Here is a 16,242-nt window from a genome sequence, read left to right on the forward strand (position 1 = left end):
GCAGCCGCGCAGCGGATCCTTGGCATCCACCAGATCTGGGTTCATGAGCCAAGGCGCCACCACCACTAGTGCTCAAGCGGTTGAGGTGCATGCACTGGACGTGGAGCTGCCGGTGGATCTGGCCCGGGCTGTGGAGGGCTATGTGGCGCAGCGACCTGGGCTCGACCCCGCCCGTTTGTTGCAGACCGCTCTGGCCCAGTTCCTGGTGCAACAGGGTGGTGCCCGGCCCGAGGTGCGCGAGCTTTACCTTGATGGCCTGTTCGGCACCGGTCTGTGATCGCCCCCCTGGCAGCCCTTCCGCCTGAGGCTTACCTCTGGTTCAAAACCCTCCACATCGTGGGCGTGGTGGTGTGGTTTGCCGGGCTGTTCTATTTGGTGCGGCTGTTCATCTATCACCGCGAAGCTGAGGAACTAGAGCCGGCTCTGCGGGCCCCCTTCCAGGCCCAGTACGCACTGATGGAAAAGCGGCTGGCCAACATCATCACCACCCCCGGGATGGTGGTAGCGGTGAGCATGGCCATTGGCCTGTTGGTGAGCAATCCGGCCTGGCTCCATCAGGGTTGGATGCACGCCAAGCTGGCCTTCGTGGCGGCCTTGCTGGCGTATCACGTTTTCTGTTACCGCCTGATGGGCCAGTTGCAGGATGGCCGCTGTGGCTGGAGCCCGAAGCAGCTTCGGGCGCTTAACGAGTTGCCCACCTTGCTGCTCGTGATCGTGGTGATGCTGGTGGTGTTCAAGAACCAGTTCCCCACCGGTGCAGCCACCTGGTTCATCGTGGCGCTGGTGGTGTTCATGGCTGCTTCGATTCAGTTCTATGCGCGTTGGCGGCGCCTTCGGGCTGAACGCGAAGCGGCTGCCGGCGCCGCCTGATCCCATGGCCAGCCATCCACTGCGTGCCGTTCTGGAGCAGGTGGAGGCCAGCAGCTGCCCGGGCCGGCTCAATTTCCACTGCCACACCATTCACAGCGATGGCAGCCTGCGACCGGAGCAGTTGGGGCAGCAGGCTCTGGCCTTGGGGCTTGAACACCTGGCGGTGACTGATCACCACAGCGCCGTGGCCTTCGCTCCCCTTCAGCACTGGTTTGAGCGTCAGGCCGAGCAGGGATCTGTTGTGCCTACCCTCTGGAGCGGCGTGGAGATCAGTTGTCTGCTGGAGAGCTGCCTGGTGCATGTGCTGGCCCTGGGCTTTGAACCCGGCCATGAAGCTCTCGAGCCCTACCGGCAGGGACAGGCCCCGATTGGCGAAGCGCTGCAGGCCGCCGCGGTAGTGAACCGCATTCACGCTGCCGGCGGCCTCGCGCTGCTGGCCCACCCCGGTCGCTACCGCCTGAGCTTTCAGCGCCTGATCCCTGCGGCCGCCGCGCTCGGCTTCGATGGCGGTGAGGCCTATTACGACTACGCCATGCAGCCTCGCTGGCAACCCACGCCGGTGGTGTGCGAGGCAATTGCCCGCCTGCTGGAGGATCACGCACTTCTGCGAAGTTGCGGTACCGATACCCATGGCCTCGAGCTCTATGGCCGCTAGGGTTCCCGGAGCATTCATCCCCTGCCGATGGGCCTGTTTGATCGTCTGCTCGGTGGCAACAAGCCGGTGAGCGTTACCGGCGCAGCGAAGCCCGCCAAGAAGCAAGAGGAAGCCTTCTTCCTGGATGCCGATGCCTCCAGCAGCATGGGCAATGTCGACTTCATGCGTCGCTCGAACACCATCCGTCACACCTTCCCCGGCACCGCCAGCAGCCCCGGCGATAAAGAGCTGGTGGAGGAAGTGGCCTCGATGGAGATGCGCCGTGAGAAGGCCACCCCCGGCCTCGGTGGTGTGGAAGAGAAGCAGGAGGAGATCAACCTCACCGGTGGGATTCCCAAGCCGGTGAAGAAAACCTTCGCCGAGCAAATGAGCAAGGCCGAGCTCGATCAGCGCATGAAGGGTTCTGCCGTGGGCGTGAACACCCCTGGCCAGGCCAACGCCAAGCTGCAGGCCCCCACTGAAGCGCAGCCCCAGATCACCACACAGCAGCCCAGCAAGCCAGGCGACATCGGCGCCTTCAAGGGCTGGGTGAAAGACCTCTGATGGATGAGGGGGATCACCCCTCCACAAGCTGTTCGGCTTCAAGCACCAGCTGGCGCAAGCGCTCCAGCTGGTTGTTTTGTGCTCGGCTCCAGAGGCCGCGATTGTGGGCTTCCAACAATCGCTCCGCCATGTCGCGCAGGGCCCAGGGATTTGCCGTTTTGAGGAAGGCGAGCACCTGCTCATCACCCAGCCATTGTTCTGTGATGGCGCCATAGCTCCAGTCGGGCACGCGGCCGGTGCTGGCGTCGTAGGCGAACAGATAGTCGAGGCTGGCGGCCATCTCAAAGCCACCCTTGTAGCCGTGTTGCTGCATCCCCTGGATCCAGCGGGGATTGAGGACGCGTGAGCGCAACACCTTGTCGAACTCGCGCTCCAGCCGATGCACACGGGGGCGTTGCTGGCGCGAGTGATCGCCGAACCAGAGCTGCGGTGCCCGGCCCGACACAGCCTCCACGGCAGCAGCCAGTCCGCCCTGGAACTGGTAGTAGTCGTCGGAATCAAACAGGTCGTGCTCGCGGTTGTCCTGGTTGTGCAACACCACCTGCACCCCGCGGAGTCGTTCTTCCAACCCCTCTCGATCGGCCTGCACGTCCAGCCGGCCGCCCGAGCCATCGCTGCCGCCAAGGCCCTCGTAACGCCAACTGCTCCAGTTCAGGTAGGCGGCTGCCAGATCGGCCCGTTCCTCCCATTCGCCGCTGTCGATCAAGCCCTGCAGGCCTGCTCCGTAGGCGCCCGGCGCCGATCCGTACACCCGCCAGGCATGGCCATCGCGCCGCGCCGCTGCCGCCAGCGGATTGTTGGCATCGCATTCATCCGCCGCCGCCACCATGGCCGTGGCGCGGTTCACCCAGGCCACCAGCTGCGGGAAGGCATCCCGAAATAACCCGGAAATGCGCAGGGTCACATCCACCCGCGGCCGCCCCAGCTCCCGCAGTGGGATCAGCTCCAGGTCCACAAGGCGCCGGCTGGGGCCATCCCAGATCGGGCGCACCCCCAACAGCGCCAGGGCCTGGGCGATGTCTTCCCCGCCATTGCGCATGGTGCTGGTGCCCCACACCGAGAGGGCGAGCTGTAGCAGTGGCTCGCCTTGCTCCATCCAGTGCTGCTCCAGCAGCAGTTCGGCACTGCGCCGGCCGAGATCCCAGGCCGCTTCCGTGGGCAGCGCCCGCAGATCCACGCTGTAAAAATTGCGGCCCGTGGGCAGCAGGTCCGGACGGCCGCGCGTCGGCGCACCCGACGGACCAGCTGCAATGCGCCCACCCGCTACAGCGGTGAGAAACGCCTGGCGTTCCGCGCTGCCGCACTGCAGCAGGTTGGGCACCAGGCCCGAGGCGAGCCGCTTCAGCACCGCGCCGGTGTGCTCCCCGGCGGCCGGTATGGCTTGACGGTTGTCGAGCAGAGCCTGGCAGTGTTGCTCCGCTACCGCCTCGATCCAGGCCACCGCATCTCCCACCAGGCGCGGCTGCGCTGCGCCCAGCTCCAGCAACCGCTGTTGATCAGCGCGACTGAGGGCTTGCTCCTCTGGTTCGCACCAGGGATCCAGTTCGAGATCCAGGTCGCGCGCCAGGGCCTGGGTCAGACCGAGCCCCTGTTGCTGCGGTGGCCTCGCCAGGCAATTGAGCAGTTCGGCCAGGGCTGAACCCTCCGGCAGGCTGCCGAAACGGTGCAGACCGGTGCGCACCTGGGCTTCCTTCAGTTCGCACAGATAGCCATCGGCCGCATCGAGGGGATCGCCATCAGCGCTGCCGCTGAGCAGATCAGGCAGCTCAAGCTCGGCCAGACGCTCCAACACGCTCCGGCGAAGTTGAGCACTGCGTGCACTGCCGAGCTGAACGGCTTCCCAGTATTCGTCGATCAGGGCCTCAAGATCCCGTAGGTCGCCATGCAGTCCGGCCCGGCCGAGCGGTGGCGTGAGGTGATCGAGGATCACAGCCTGGGCGCGCCGTTTGGCCTGCGAGCCCTCCCCCGGGTCATTCACGATGAAGGGATAAATGTGAGGCATGGGCCCAAGAGCCCACTCCGGGTAACAGTTGTTGGAGAGCCCCAGGCCCTTGCCCGGTAGCCATTCGAGGTTGCCGTGCTTGCCCACATGGCAGATCAACTGCACGCCAGCCTCCTGGCGCAGCCAGAGGTACTGAGCCAGGTAGTGGTGCGGTGGCGGCAGATCCGGGCAGTGGTAGCTGAGGCTCGGGTCGCGGTCGTAGCCGCGTTCCGGCTGGATCAGCAGCGTCACCGTCCCGAATCGCAGGGCCTGGATCGGAAACCCCTGCGCTTCCAGGAGTGGATCCTGCTGCGGGCTGCCCCAGCGCTGCTCCAGCTTTTGACGCCCGGCGGGCGGCAATTGGGCGTACCAGGCTTCGTAGCTGGCCAGAGGCAAATGGGCGAGGGCCGGACGGTGCAGGCTCTCGGGGTCGTTGCTGCGGCCGGCCAGCAGCCGTTGAATCAAGGCATCGCCATCGGCGGGCAGCTCCTGCGAGCCGAGCTCATAGCCGGCCTCTGCAAGCCAATGCAGCATGGCGGCAGCGCTGGCCGGCGTGTCGAGCCCCACGCCATTAGCCAAGCGCGCGTTGCGGGTGGGGTAATTGGCCAACACCAGAGCCAGGCGGCGTTCGGCTACAGGGGTAGTGCGCAGCTCGCACCAACGGCGTAGCAACTCAGCCACCCAGGCCAGCCGCTCGGGTTGGGGCTGGTAGTGCTGCAGCGCTGTGGACAGGCGCGGATCAGCCACGTCCACCTCTTTGAAGGCGCCCACCCGAGTGGTGATGCGGCCGTCGAGTTCCGGCAGGGCGATTTGGAGTGTGAGATCCAAGGGTGCCAATCCCACGGAGCTCTCGCGCCAGCTGGCTTCGCTCTGGGTGCTGCAGAGCAGCTGCAGCACGGGCACGGCTAATTGATCCCAAAGGGGTGCGCCCAGGCCCGCCTCACTCATCTGCACGGAAGCAAAGGAGGTGGTGCAGAGCACCGCCTGCACCTGCTCACGCTCCAACAGATCGGCGACGCCCTGCTGCACCGCTGGATCCCGCAAGCTGCTCAGCCAGAGCGCGCGTGGCGCCAGGCCTGCGGCGCGCAGGGCCTGCAGCAAGCTCTCCGCCAGAGCGAGATCGCCTGCCTGGAGCAGGGCTCGGTAGAGCACCACCCCAACACGGGGGCCTGGCTCAGCGCGCCAGTCATGAGGTTGAGGGTCGGCCAGGGCCTGGAGTTCTGGCGGTGGCGGCTCGGTGCCATCCAGTAGCGCCGTCAGGCTGGTGAGCACGGCGTTCCAGTTGGCGGGCCCGCCTTCGCGCAGGCAGCGGCTGCAGGCCAGGGTCAGTGGCGCTGCAACCGTGCCCAGTTCCAGCAGGTTGTCGTCCTCGTCGGCGGTGCCGGCCATCACTAGGAGGTGGCGGTTGCTCTTGGCCTCCACCCACTCCCGCAGCTGCTCCAGGCCATAGCTCCAGTGGCCGCGTCCTCCGAGCAGGCGCACCACCACGAGCTCGGTGAGCTCAAGGCTGGTGCGGATGTAGTGATCGAGAACCGCAGGGTGTTGAAGGGCAGCCAAGTTCAGGCCCCGGATGCTGCGCTCGGGCCCCAAAACCTGCGGGTTGCGATCGAGTTCAGCCGCGAGGGCGGTGAGATCGGTGTCGGCGCTGGTGAGCAGCACCACCGTGGCGGCTGGTTGTTGGATGAACAGCACCCCGTCGGCGGGGCTGCTGCTGCCCGGAACGGCGGCGAGGCGATGCATGGCCCCATCTTGTCGGGCCCGTGTCGCCCGCAGTCAGGACCCTGCCGATGAGAAGATCACCGTCAGCAGTGGCCGCCCCGCCCCACCGACCCATGCATCAGTTTTTGCCCTACGCCTGGTTCGGTGGCCAATGTGTTCCTTTCGCCGAAGCAACGCTCTCGGTGGCCACCCACGCCCTGCATTACGGCACCGGTGCCTTCGGCGGCATGCGGGCCCTGCCCAACCCTTCTGATCCGAACGAGATCCTGCTGTTCCGAGCTGATCGCCACGCCCGCCGCCTCAGCCAGAGCGCTCGCTTACTGCTCACCGAACTCAGCGAAGACACGATCCACAGCGCGATCCATCAGTTCCTGCAGGCCAACAAGCCCACCTGCCCGGTGTATCTGCGCCCGTTCGTTTACACGAGCGATCTGGGGATTGCCCCGCGCCTGCACAACATCGAGACCGACTTTTTGATCTATGGCCTCGAGCTCGGCGATTACCTCTCTCCTGAGGGTGTGAGCTGCCGCATCAGCTCCTGGACCCGCCAGGAAGATCGCTCCCTGCCCCTGCGCGGCAAGATCAGCGGCGCCTACATCACCAGCTCCCTGGCCAAAACTGAGGCGGTGAAGAGCGGCTTCGATGAGGCGCTGCTGCTCAACAGCCGCGGCAAGGTGAGCGAAGCCAGCGGCATGAACCTGTTCATCGTGCGCGATGGCGTGCTGATCACCCCCGGCGTCGATCAAGACATCCTCGAGGGCATCACCCGCGCGAGCGTGCTCGAACTGGCTAAGACCATGGGCATCCCCACCCTGGAGCGCCCGGTGGACAAGAGCGAGCTGTTCATCGCCGATGAGGTGTTCCTCAGCGGCACCGCCGCCAAAGTCACCCCGGTGCGCCGCGTGGAGACCACCGATCTCAGCAGTGAGCGCCCTGTGATGGATGCCATCCGTGAGCGCCTTACCGCCATCACCGAAGGCCGCGATCCCGCCTTCGATCACTGGGTCACCCGCGTGCGTCTGAACGGTTGATGCTGGCCACCCAACGGATCGGTTTCCTCGAACGCCTCCACAGCCCCGACCACCCGGTGCTGGTGTTCGACGGTGCCACGGGCACCTCGCTGCAGCAGATGAATCTCACCGCCGAGGATTTCGGCGGCGCGGCCCTGGAGGGCTGCAACGAGAACCTGGTGTTCACCCGCCCGGATGCGGTGCAGGACGTGCACCGTCAGTTCCTGGAGGTGGGCTGCGATGTGATCGAAACCGACACGTTTGGAGCCGCCTCCACCGTGTTGGCGGAATACGACCTGCAGGACCAGGCCTTCGCCATCAACAAGCGCGCCGCTGAGTTGGCCCGGGAGATGGCGGATGCCTACAGCACCCCCGACAAACCCCGCTTTGTGGCCGGCTCGATGGGGCCCACCACCAAGCTGCCCACCCTTGGGCACATCGGCTTCGATGAGCTGCGCGATGCCTTCGCCGAACAGGCCGAGGGCCTGATCGCCGGCGATGTGGATCTGTTCATCGTCGAAACCTGTCAAGACGTGCTGCAGATCAAGGCAGCCCTGCAGGGGATCGAGCAGGCCTTCGCCAAAACCGGCCAGCGGCGGCCGCTGATGGTGAGCGTGACGATGGAAACCACCGGCACGATGCTGGTGGGCTCGGATATCGCCGCGGTGGTGGCCATCCTGGAGCCGTTCCCGATTGATGTGCTCGGCCTGAACTGCGCCACGGGCCCGGAGCAGATGAAGGAGCACGTGCGCTACCTCAGCGAGCACAGCCCCTTCGTCGTCAGCTGCATCCCGAACGCCGGTCTGCCGGAGAACATCGGCGGTGTGGCTCACTACCGGTTGACGCCGGTGGAGATGAAGATGCAGCTGATGCACTTCGTCGAGGACCTCGGCGTGCAGGTGATCGGCGGCTGCTGCGGCACCACTCCCGCCCACATCGGTGCGTTGGCGGAACTGGCGGCAGAGCTCAAGCCCGCCGCGCGCCAGGTGCGCACCCCGGAACTGCGTGCAAGCAAGCAGGATCCCCGCCCAGCCCTGGCCTATGAGCCGAGCGCCAGCTCGATCTATGGCACCACCCCTTATCTGCAGGACAACTCCTTCCTGATCATTGGCGAGCGGCTCAACGCCAGCGGCTCCAAGAAGGTGCGCGAGCTGCTGGCTGAAGAAGACTGGGATGGCCTGGTGGCCGTAGCCCGCGGCCAAGTGAAGGAGAACGCCCACGTGCTCGACGTGAACGTCGACTATGTGGGTCGCGATGGCGAGCGCGACATGCGCGAGTTGGTGAGCCGTTTGGTCACCAACGTGAACCTGCCGCTAATGCTCGATTCCACCGAGTGGCAAAAGATGGAATCCGGCCTGAAAGTGGCCGGGGGCAAGTGCATCCTCAACTCCACCAACTACGAAGACGGCGATGAGCGCTTCTTCAAGGTGCTGGAGCTGGCCCGTGATTACGGCGCCGCTGTGGTGGTGGGCACGATCGACGAAGAGGGAATGGCCCGCACGGCGGAGCGCAAATTCGCCATTGCTCAGCGCGCTTACCGCGATGCCCTGGAATTCGGCATCCCGGCCCACGAGATCTTCTACGACCCCCTAGCGCTGCCGATCTCCACCGGCATCGAGGAAGACCGGGAGAACGGCCTGGCCACAGTGGAGGCGATCCGGATGATCCGCCAGAACCTGCCCGGCGTGCATGTGGTGCTTGGCGTGAGCAACGTGAGCTTCGGCCTATCGCCGGCGGCGCGGATCGTGCTCAATTCCGTGTTCCTGCACGACTGCTGCGAAGCCGGCATGGATGCTGCGATCGTGAGCCCGGCCAAGATCCTGCCGCTGGTGAAGATCAGCGATGAGCACCAGCAGGTGTGCCGTGACCTGATCAACGACAACCGCCGTTTCGACAACGGCGTGTGCATCTACGACCCGCTCACCGAGCTCACCAAGCTGTTTGAGGGGGTGAGCGCCAAGGAGGCCCGCGCCTCAGGGCCTCAGCTCAGCGATCTACCGATCGAGGAGCGGCTGAAGCAACACATCATCGATGGCGAGCGGATCGGCCTGGAAGACGCCCTCAAGATCGCGCTCAACACCTACAAGCCGCTGGAGATCATCAACACCTTCCTGCTCGATGGCATGAAGGTGGTGGGGGAGCTATTTGGCTCCGGCCAGATGCAGCTGCCCTTCGTGCTGCAGAGCGCCGAAACGATGAAGTCGGCCGTGGCTTTCCTCGAACCGCTGATGGACAAGGTGGAAGGCGAAAGCTCCGCCAAAGCCAAGTTCCTGATCGCCACGGTGAAGGGCGATGTGCACGACATCGGCAAGAACCTGGTCGACATCATCCTCACCAACAACGGCTACGAGGTGATCAACCTCGGCATCAAGCAGCCGGTGGAAGCGATCATCGAGGCCCAGCGGACCCACAACGCCGACTGCATCGCCATGAGCGGACTGCTGGTGAAGTCGACCGCCTTCATGAAGGACAACCTCGCCGCCTTCAACGAAGCCGGCATCGACGTTCCCGTGATCCTCGGCGGCGCCGCGCTCACCCCGCGTTTCGTGAACAAGGACTGCCGCGAGGTGTACCGCGGTCAGGTGATCTACGGCCGCGATGCCTTCGCCGACCTGCGCTTCATGGACGCCTACGTGGCCGCGAAGCAGGCCGATCAGTGGGAGAACCAGCGCGGCTTCCTCGCCGGTGCTCCCGAGGGACTCGGACTCGAGACGGCACCGGACGCCGAAGCTGGGGGTGAACCGGCCGGTGAGACCGCCGGAACGGCTCCCGAGGCCGCCGCAACGGCTGACTCCGCTGCGTCACCGGCGACTGCAGCGCCCAACGAGCACCGCTCCGAGGCTGTGCCCGCCGAGCCGGCGCTCACGCCGCCCTTCTGGGGCAGCCAGGTGCTCACCGAAGCCGAGATCCCACTCGAGCAGGTGTTTGCTTATCTCGATCGCAACGCCCTGTTCGCCGGCCAGTGGCAGTTGCGCAAAGCCCAGGGCCAATCCCGCGAGGACTACGAGGCGATGCTCGCCGAGAAGGCTGAGCCGGTGCTGCAGCAGTGGATGGCATGCTGCCTCGAGGAGCAGCTGCTCACCCCGCGGGTGGCCTACGGCTACTTCCCCTGCGGTCGCGAAGGCAACAGCGTGGTGGTGTTTGATCCGGAGCAGCCCGAGCGGGAGCTCGGTCGCTTCGCTTTACCGCGTCAGCGCTCCGGCAACCGCTACTGCATCGCCGACTTCTACCAAGACCTCGCCGGCGGCCAGCCCAGCGATGTGTTGCCGATGCAGGCGGTGACCATGGGCGAGAAGGCCACGGCCTTCGCCCAGGAGCTGTTCAAGGGCGACCAGTACAGCGACTACCTCTATTTCCACGGCCTGGGTGTGCAGATGGCCGAGGCCCTGGCCGAATGGGTGCATGCCCGCATCCGTGCTGAGCTCGGCTTCGCCGATCCCGCCGAGATGCCACTGCGCGATGTGCTCGCCCAGCGCTATCGCGGCAGCCGCTATTCCTTCGGCTACCCCGCCTGCCCGAACGTGGCGGACTCCCGTCAACAGTTGGCCTGGCTGCACACCGACCGGATCGGTCTGTCGATGGATGAAAGCGATCAGCTCGAGCCCGAGCAGAGCACCACAGCTCTGGTGGCGTTGCATAGCCAGGCGCGTTACTTCTCGGCCTGAGAACCGTTCTGCAGGGGGCCGGCCCTAGGGTTGGCTGGCCCTGAACTCCTCCCCTGCATGGCCATTGCCGGACCCGGCGGCGTTGATGACGCCATCGCTGCAGGCCTCGACCTCGATGGCACCCCGATCCCTGCGGAGATGATCAGCCTCTACAAGGAGGTGATGGATCTGGAGAGCCAGCGCGCCCGCAGCGGCGTGAAGAAATCGATGCGCAACCGCATCGTGAAGACCGGCTCGAAGCATTTCGACCAGCAAACCCTCGATGCGCGCCTCAAGGCCGCCGGCTGGGAGGGTCTGAAGGACAAGGAGATCGCCTTCTTCTACGGCGCCTGATCCACGTCAGCGGCAGGGGCTCGAGCCTCCGCCGCACACCGCCTCAGCTGCAGAGGTCTTCGAGGGTTTCGATCACTTCCTGTTGAAACTCCTCGAGATCGGTGGAGTCGGAGAGATCGATGCCTTCACCCGCAGCGTTCTGAGCCAGCTCCTGGAAGTGGAAGGCACCTTCACCGTTGGCCAGGAACTCGATCGCCGAGCTCTCGCCGCTTTCCTTGAAGGCATCGCACAGGGCCAGGAAGGCGCCGTCTTCGGTGAAGTCCCAGCTCATGTAGGGGGGTCTGCTGAATGACCTTTAACGCCTGCCCCCCAGGGTCCGTCAACTGTCTGATCGCGATTTGTGCCACTCCGTCGTCAGACTGCCGCTCACCAGAGCGTTGTTCGCCCCTGTGACCTCCCCTGATTCAGTGGCCCTGAGCGTGTTGGGGCAACCATTGGAGCTGTGCGGTTGCCAGCCGATGACCGGTTGGTACCGCGATGGCTTCTGCCGCACCGATGGCGCAGATCTGGGCCGACACACCGTGTGTTGTGTGGTGGATGAGCGCTTCCTCTCGTACACGCGCGCCCAGGGAAACGACCTCAGCACGCCGATGCCCCAGTACGGCTTCCCTGGGCTGAAACCCGGTGATCACTGGTGCGTCTGCGCCGGCCGCTGGCTCGAGGCCTATGAAGATGGCATGGCACCGCCGGTGCGGCTGGAGGCCTGCGAACAGAGTGCTCTGGAGGTGATTCCTCTCGAGCTGTTGCAGGAGCACGCCAGCGCTGCCGCATGATGGCGCGATGAGCCTGCGCATCGCAGTCATTGGTCTGGGGGCCTGGGGCTCCACCCTGGCTGGCCTGTTCGAGGAGCAGGGCCACCGGGTTCAAGGCTGGAGCCGCCGCCAAGGTGGCGACCCCATCCATCTGTTGGCTGATGCCGAACTGGTGGTGATGGCCACCGCCCTCCAGGGCGTGCGCGAGCTGGCGCAGCACCTGGCCCCCCATTGGCCAGCAGGCGTGCCCTTGCTGAGTTGCAGCAAAGGGATCGACCTCGAACAGCAGTGCACCCCCAGCCAGCTCTGGCAGCAGCAGCTGAGCGCCATCCCCCTGGTCGTGCTCAGCGGTCCAAATCTCGCCACAGAACTGGCGGCGGGCCTGCCTGCCGCCAGCGTGCTGGCCAGCCACGATCAGGCGCTTGCGACGCAGCTGCAGCAGGCCCTGAGCAGTGAGCGTCTGCGGCTGTACACCAACAGCGACCCGGTGGGCACCGAGGTGGCCGGCGCCCTCAAGAACGTGATGGCGATCGCGGCCGGTGTGTGCGATGGCCTCAATCTGGGAGCCAATGCCAAGGCATCGCTGCTGTGTCGGGGCCTGGTGGAGATGGGTCTCGTGATCCAGGGGTTGGGCGGAGAGGCGCCCAGCCTGTATGGCCTGGCGGGTCTGGGGGATCTGCTCGCCACGGCGAACAGCAGCCTTAGCCGCAACTACCGCTTCGGGCTCGCGTTAGCCGAGGGGCTCGATCGTGATGCAGCGCTCACCCGCGTGGGCGCCACCGTGGAAGGGGCTCAGACGGCCCTGGCCGTGCTCGCACTGGCGGAACGCCACAGCTGGCGGCTGCCCATCTGCGAACAGGTGGGAGCATTGATGGCTGGCACCGTCCAGCCCGAAGCAGCCGTGCGGCAGCTGATGGGCCGTGGCCTGCGGCCTGAGGAACTGGCCTTCGCCTGATGACGACAAGCCCTGCACTGTTGGTGGAAGCCTTCACCGATCAGCCCCTTCAGGGCAATGGGGCGGCGGTTGTGCTGCTCGATCAGCCCGCCACAGCGGATTGGATGCAGCGTTTGGCCGGCAGCTTCAAGCAATCGGAAACCGCCTTTCTCCACCGCGATGCCGCTGGCCCCTGGCGCCTGCGTTGGTTCACACCCACCTGCGAAGTGCCGCTCTGCGGCCACGCCACGTTGGCGGCCACCATCGGATTGGCCCATTGGGGCCTGCTGGACCCCGGCCAATCGCTGCCGTTGGCCACCCGCAGTGGTGGACTGCAGGTGGGGTTGGATCGCTCCAAGGCCCACATTGCCCATCTGGTGCTGCCCAGTTCAGGTTTGATCCCGCTGGAGGTGCCGGAAACGTTGCAGACCACACTTGGCCAGAGGATCGAGCGCTACTGGGGTTCGCCTCTGGGGTATCGGGTGGCGTTGTTGGCGGCTGAAGCACCCTTGGCGACGATGCAGAACCCATCGCCTCAGCTGCAGGGGGCCGATCGCATGGGTTTGGTGCTGATGCAGCCTCTGGCGGGCACGGCTCCCCCGCTGATGGGTGCCCCCTGCGATTACCAGCTGCGTTTCTTTGCTCCAGGGCTGGGCATTGATGAAGACCCGGTGACCGGATCAGCCCATGCTCTGGTGGCGCCCTGGTGGATGGAGCAGCTGCAACGAAGCCAGGTGCGCGGCTGGCAAGCCTCCGCCCGTCGTGGTGGAATGCTTTGCGAGTCAGTCGGTCCCGGCCAGGTCCGGCTCACAGGCGCCGCTCAGCTCCTATGGGACGGACAGATCAACAGTTCTGGAGCCGGCTGCGACCCCGGAGACTGGCTGCAAGCTGTGCGGCTGTGAACTGGCGCAGCTGGATGCTGGGTGCTCCCATGGGTCTGGGTGCTCTGGGCCTTGGCTTCTGGGCTCAGGCGGTGTTACCGGGGAGCTCGGGGATCAACGGCCCACTGCTTGAGGCCATGCTGGCCAGCCCGCCGCCCCATGCGGTGCCCAACGGGTCAGCCCGTGATGATCTCAAGGGTGTTGCCGCCGAGCGCACGGTCGCTGGCGGTGGCGGTTTTGCCCTGGCCGAACCCGCCAAGGGGACTCCGCTGGAGCTGGAAATCCGTGTGGCTGTGGTGCGCGAGGCCGATCAGCTGCAGCTCTCCGCCTCTGGCCCCTGGTGGTTGCGGAAAGCCGATGGCAGCGTGCTGAAGCAGGGATCGGCTGCAGAGACCATCAGCCTAAGCGCCTCGGAGAGCTTGCCGGCAGAGCTGTGGCTGGAGACTTCCGGGGGGCACGCTGTGCGGGTGAATGGCCAGGGCTATCACGGTCGCTTGCGGGTGCTGCGCGACACCGGTGGGTTGTTGGCGGTGAATCATCTGCCACTTGAGGCATACGTGGCTTCGGTTGTTGGCGCTGAGATGCCGAGCTCCTGGAGCCTGGAGGCGTTGAAAGCCCAGGCGGTGGCCGCGCGCTCCTATGCCTTGGCCCACATGGCCCGCCCGGCCAACCGCCACTGGCATCTGGGCAACACCACCCGTTGGCAGGCCTACCGAGGGCTGGCCAGCAGCCACCACCGCACGCGTCAGGCGGCCGCCGACACCCGTGGGCTGATCCTCAGTTACCAGGGCGGGATTGTGGAGAGTCTGTACGCGGCTACCAGCGAAATCAGCATGGAGGCCCATGGCCACCTGGGGGCGTCGATGAGCCAGCACGGTGCCCAGGCCTTGGCGAGCAGCGGCCAGCGCTACAACGAGATCCTTGGCCATTACTACCGCGGAGCCTCCTTGGCACGGCTGCGGCAGGGTTCCGGTTGATGGCGAACGCTAAGGGGCGGCTGCTGGATGCAGCGTTGCTCCGCTCCCAGGAGGCCGAACGCTGCGGCGCCTTGGTGCCCTTGGAAACGGAGATCGTTGCTGTCCCGGGCTGTGAGCCGTTCGTGCTGCGCCGCTTGCTGTCTGAAACGCCGAAGCATCTGCGCAGCGCCGGTCCGAAACCCAACCCATTTCTGCCCTGGGATCCGGCGCTTGAGGTGGAACGCCTCAGCGATGAGCACGTGCTCATCCTCAACAAATTCCCGGTGCAGCGCGGCCACGTGTTGCTGATTCCGCAGCGCTGGCAGCCGCAATCTGGTTGGCTCAGCCCGCTCGATTGGCAAACCCTGGCTGATGTGGAGGCCGATACGCCGGGGTTGTGGTTTTTCAACAGCTGCGCGGCGGCCGGTGCCAGCCAACCCCATCGCCATCTGCAGCTGCTCCCACGGGTGGATGGAGAGCCCAGCTGTCCGTTGGCCTCAGCCTGCACTGAGCAATTGGAGGGGAAGGCCCCCTTCTGGCCGTGGCATTACCGCCTGAGCCCCCGTGAACATTGCGGTGCTGAGCAGGCCGCCGCCGAATTACGCGAGTTGTACGAGCGCCATCAATGGGAGTTGGGGCTCGGTTCACCGCAGCAGCAGCCCCAGCCTCTGCACCCCTACAACCTGGTGATCGAGCCCAACTGGTTCATGACTGTGGTGCGCAGCCAGGAGCACTGGGCTGGCTTGAGCATCAATGCCCTCGGTTTTGCCGGGTGCTTGTTGATCACCCCTGAATCCGATACAGCCTGGCTGCAGCGCCATGGCCCCCTGGCGTTGCTGGCGGCGGTGGCCCGCGAAGCCAGCTGATTGCGTGCTTTCCCGGATGCGCCTCAACGCTGCTGGCGGTTTGGCTGAGAGAGCCCAGCCGTGGACTGCATGCCGCACCCTTGCTCCGACCCCATCCAGCTGCGCAATCAGCGGGTCGCCGAACACCTGTCTCTGGTTCAGAGCGTGGCCAGGCACTATGCCGCCTGCACACGGGAGCGCCGCGAGGATCTGCAGCAGGTGGCAGCGCTCGGCTTGATTCGCGCCGCTGAGCGCTACGACAGCAGCACCCACGTGCCGTTTGCCGCCTTTGCTCGACCGCACGTCCGAGGCGCAGTGCTGCACTACTTGAGGGATGTGGCGCCGTTACTCCGCATGTCGCGGCGGCTGCAGGAGCGGGCCCAACGGTTGAGCCGCCAATGCCGTGACGCGTTGGGACACCAGCAGGCATTGCCATGGCCGGTCTTGGCGGAGCTGGAGACGCTCCAGAGGGAGCGATGCGTGGACTTGCTGCCGCCATGGCGTCTCCAGAACACCCACGCGCTGCGGCTGGATCAAGGCAGCCATGACGGGCTCGCCGAACGGGAGGCTGCCGAGGAACGTGACAACGCCATGGCTGCGCTCAGACGATTGAACCAACGCCAACGGCAGGTTGTGGAAGCGGTGGTGCTGCGGGGACAACCCCTGCGCACGGTGGGGAAACGCCTTGGCATCAGCGCCGCCACCGTGCATCGCGTGCTGCACCTGGCGCTAGAGGAGCTCAGGCGTCAGCTGAGTCCTGCATCTGACGCTCCAGGGTGTTGATCGCGGCATTGATTGCGGCCAGCTGCCGCTCCAGGCCATCACGCCAGAAGGTGAGGGTGTGCAGCTTGCGCTCCTGATGGCGCCGGCGGCACTCCTGGGGGGTGGAGCTGTCTCCGCAGCCAAAGAATGGCGGGAACATGGGAAAATAGTCACCAGTTGTTGTTCTAGCGGTCGACGACGGCCGACCGCGGGAATGGATCGACAGGGCTGCACCGCCTCATCCGTGAGGCCAGAACCCTTTGCCTTGACTGATTTTTATGCCGAGAGAGCTAAAGCAATTCCGCACCCTCGGCCACCCCAGGCTGGTTTGATCGC

At 65.6% G+C, this 16,242-nt stretch carries 16 protein-coding genes; 13 read left to right on the forward strand and 3 right to left on the reverse strand.

From position 1 onward, the window contains the following. The first annotated feature begins 43 nt into the window (after window positions 1-43). The 4 genes from H9532_RS05660 to H9532_RS05675 are packed head-to-tail and all read left to right on the forward strand — an operon-like array spanning window position 44 to window position 2,068. Window positions 44-277, forward strand: coding sequence for a DUF2811 domain-containing protein (locus H9532_RS05660; protein ID WP_296366280.1), 234 nt, complete (start codon window positions 44-46; stop codon window positions 275-277). After that, window positions 274-870, forward strand: a complete 597-nt coding sequence (gene hemJ / locus H9532_RS05665) for a protoporphyrinogen oxidase HemJ (RefSeq protein WP_296366283.1) — start codon at window positions 274-276, stop codon at window positions 868-870. Before H9532_RS05660 ends, hemJ begins: the two co-directional genes overlap by 4 nt. A gap of 4 nt (window positions 871-874) precedes the next feature. After that, a complete protein-coding gene (locus H9532_RS05670) occupies window positions 875-1,525 on the forward strand; it encodes a PHP domain-containing protein (protein WP_296366285.1) in 651 nt (216 codons plus the stop codon). A gap of 27 nt (window positions 1,526-1,552) precedes the next feature. After that, entirely contained in the window at window positions 1,553-2,068 is a 516-nt protein-coding gene (locus tag H9532_RS05675; RefSeq protein ID WP_296366287.1) for a hypothetical protein, read from the forward strand. A 13-nt stretch (window positions 2,069-2,081) separates the two neighbouring features. Here the strand turns inward: H9532_RS05675 and cobN are convergent, their stop codons facing one another. Next, window positions 2,082-5,789 (reverse strand): cobaltochelatase subunit CobN, encoded by a 3,708-nt coding sequence (gene cobN / locus H9532_RS05680; RefSeq protein ID WP_296366290.1) that lies wholly within the window; start codon window positions 5,787-5,789, stop codon window positions 2,082-2,084. A 92-nt stretch (window positions 5,790-5,881) separates the two neighbouring features. Here cobN and H9532_RS05685 point away from each other — a divergent pair, with 92 nt between their 5' ends. Genes H9532_RS05685 through H9532_RS05695 form a run of 3 tightly spaced genes read left to right on the forward strand, consistent with a single transcriptional unit; the run spans window position 5,882 to window position 10,776 of the window. Then, window positions 5,882-6,799, forward strand: coding sequence for a branched-chain amino acid transaminase (locus H9532_RS05685; protein ID WP_296366292.1), 918 nt, complete (start codon window positions 5,882-5,884; stop codon window positions 6,797-6,799). Beyond that, on the forward strand, window positions 6,799-10,443 hold the full coding sequence (gene metH / locus H9532_RS05690) for a methionine synthase (protein ID WP_296366293.1): 3,645 nt from the start codon (window positions 6,799-6,801) through the stop codon (window positions 10,441-10,443). The genes H9532_RS05685 and metH overlap by 1 nt, the downstream gene beginning before the upstream one ends. Before the next feature lie 57 nt (window positions 10,444-10,500). Then, window positions 10,501-10,776, forward strand: coding sequence for a DUF4090 family protein (locus H9532_RS05695; RefSeq protein ID WP_296366295.1), 276 nt, complete (start codon window positions 10,501-10,503; stop codon window positions 10,774-10,776). A gap of 43 nt (window positions 10,777-10,819) precedes the next feature. Here H9532_RS05695 and H9532_RS05700 read toward each other — a convergent pair whose 3' ends face one another. Beyond that, on the reverse strand, window positions 10,820-11,047 hold the full coding sequence (locus H9532_RS05700) for a hypothetical protein (RefSeq protein WP_296366298.1): 228 nt from the start codon (window positions 11,045-11,047) through the stop codon (window positions 10,820-10,822). A 118-nt stretch (window positions 11,048-11,165) separates the two neighbouring features. On the opposite strand from H9532_RS05700, the gene H9532_RS05705 reads away from it, so the two are divergent. The 6 genes from H9532_RS05705 to H9532_RS05730 all read left to right on the forward strand — a co-directional run bounded on the left by H9532_RS05705 (window position 11,166) and on the right by H9532_RS05730 (window position 15,927). Next, window positions 11,166-11,549: a DUF2237 domain-containing protein gene (locus H9532_RS05705; protein WP_296366300.1), complete on the forward strand. Its 384-nt coding sequence runs from the start codon at window positions 11,166-11,168 to the stop codon at window positions 11,547-11,549. A gap of 7 nt (window positions 11,550-11,556) precedes the next feature. After that, the gene (locus H9532_RS05710; protein WP_296366302.1) at window positions 11,557-12,483 is read left to right on the forward strand and encodes an NAD(P)H-dependent glycerol-3-phosphate dehydrogenase; all 927 of its coding nucleotides are present in this window, start codon (window positions 11,557-11,559) and stop codon (window positions 12,481-12,483) included. After that, complete coding sequence (locus H9532_RS05715; protein WP_296366303.1) at window positions 12,483-13,364, forward strand: PhzF family phenazine biosynthesis protein; 882 nt, start codon at window positions 12,483-12,485, stop codon at window positions 13,362-13,364. Before H9532_RS05710 ends, H9532_RS05715 begins: the two co-directional genes overlap by 1 nt. A gap of 14 nt (window positions 13,365-13,378) precedes the next feature. Next, a complete protein-coding gene (locus H9532_RS05720; protein WP_296366304.1) occupies window positions 13,379-14,320 on the forward strand; it encodes a SpoIID/LytB domain-containing protein in 942 nt (313 codons plus the stop codon). Beyond that, window positions 14,320-15,165, forward strand: coding sequence for an ATP adenylyltransferase (locus tag H9532_RS05725; protein ID WP_296366306.1), 846 nt, complete (start codon window positions 14,320-14,322; stop codon window positions 15,163-15,165). Before H9532_RS05720 ends, H9532_RS05725 begins: the two co-directional genes overlap by 1 nt. A gap of 69 nt (window positions 15,166-15,234) precedes the next feature. Continuing rightward, on the forward strand, window positions 15,235-15,927 hold the full coding sequence (locus H9532_RS05730) for a sigma-70 family RNA polymerase sigma factor (protein ID WP_296366309.1): 693 nt from the start codon (window positions 15,235-15,237) through the stop codon (window positions 15,925-15,927). On the opposite strand, the gene H9532_RS05735 is transcribed toward H9532_RS05730, so the two are convergent. Continuing rightward, entirely contained in the window at window positions 15,884-16,066 is a 183-nt protein-coding gene (locus H9532_RS05735; protein ID WP_296366312.1) for a sigma factor SigF, read from the reverse strand. The genes H9532_RS05730 and H9532_RS05735 overlap by 44 nt on opposite strands. Between the last annotated feature and the right edge of the window lie 176 nt (window positions 16,067-16,242).

This window comes from Vulcanococcus sp. Clear-D1 (assembly GCF_014654725.1).
Lineage (GTDB): Bacteria > Cyanobacteriota > Cyanobacteriia > PCC-6307 > Cyanobiaceae > Vulcanococcus.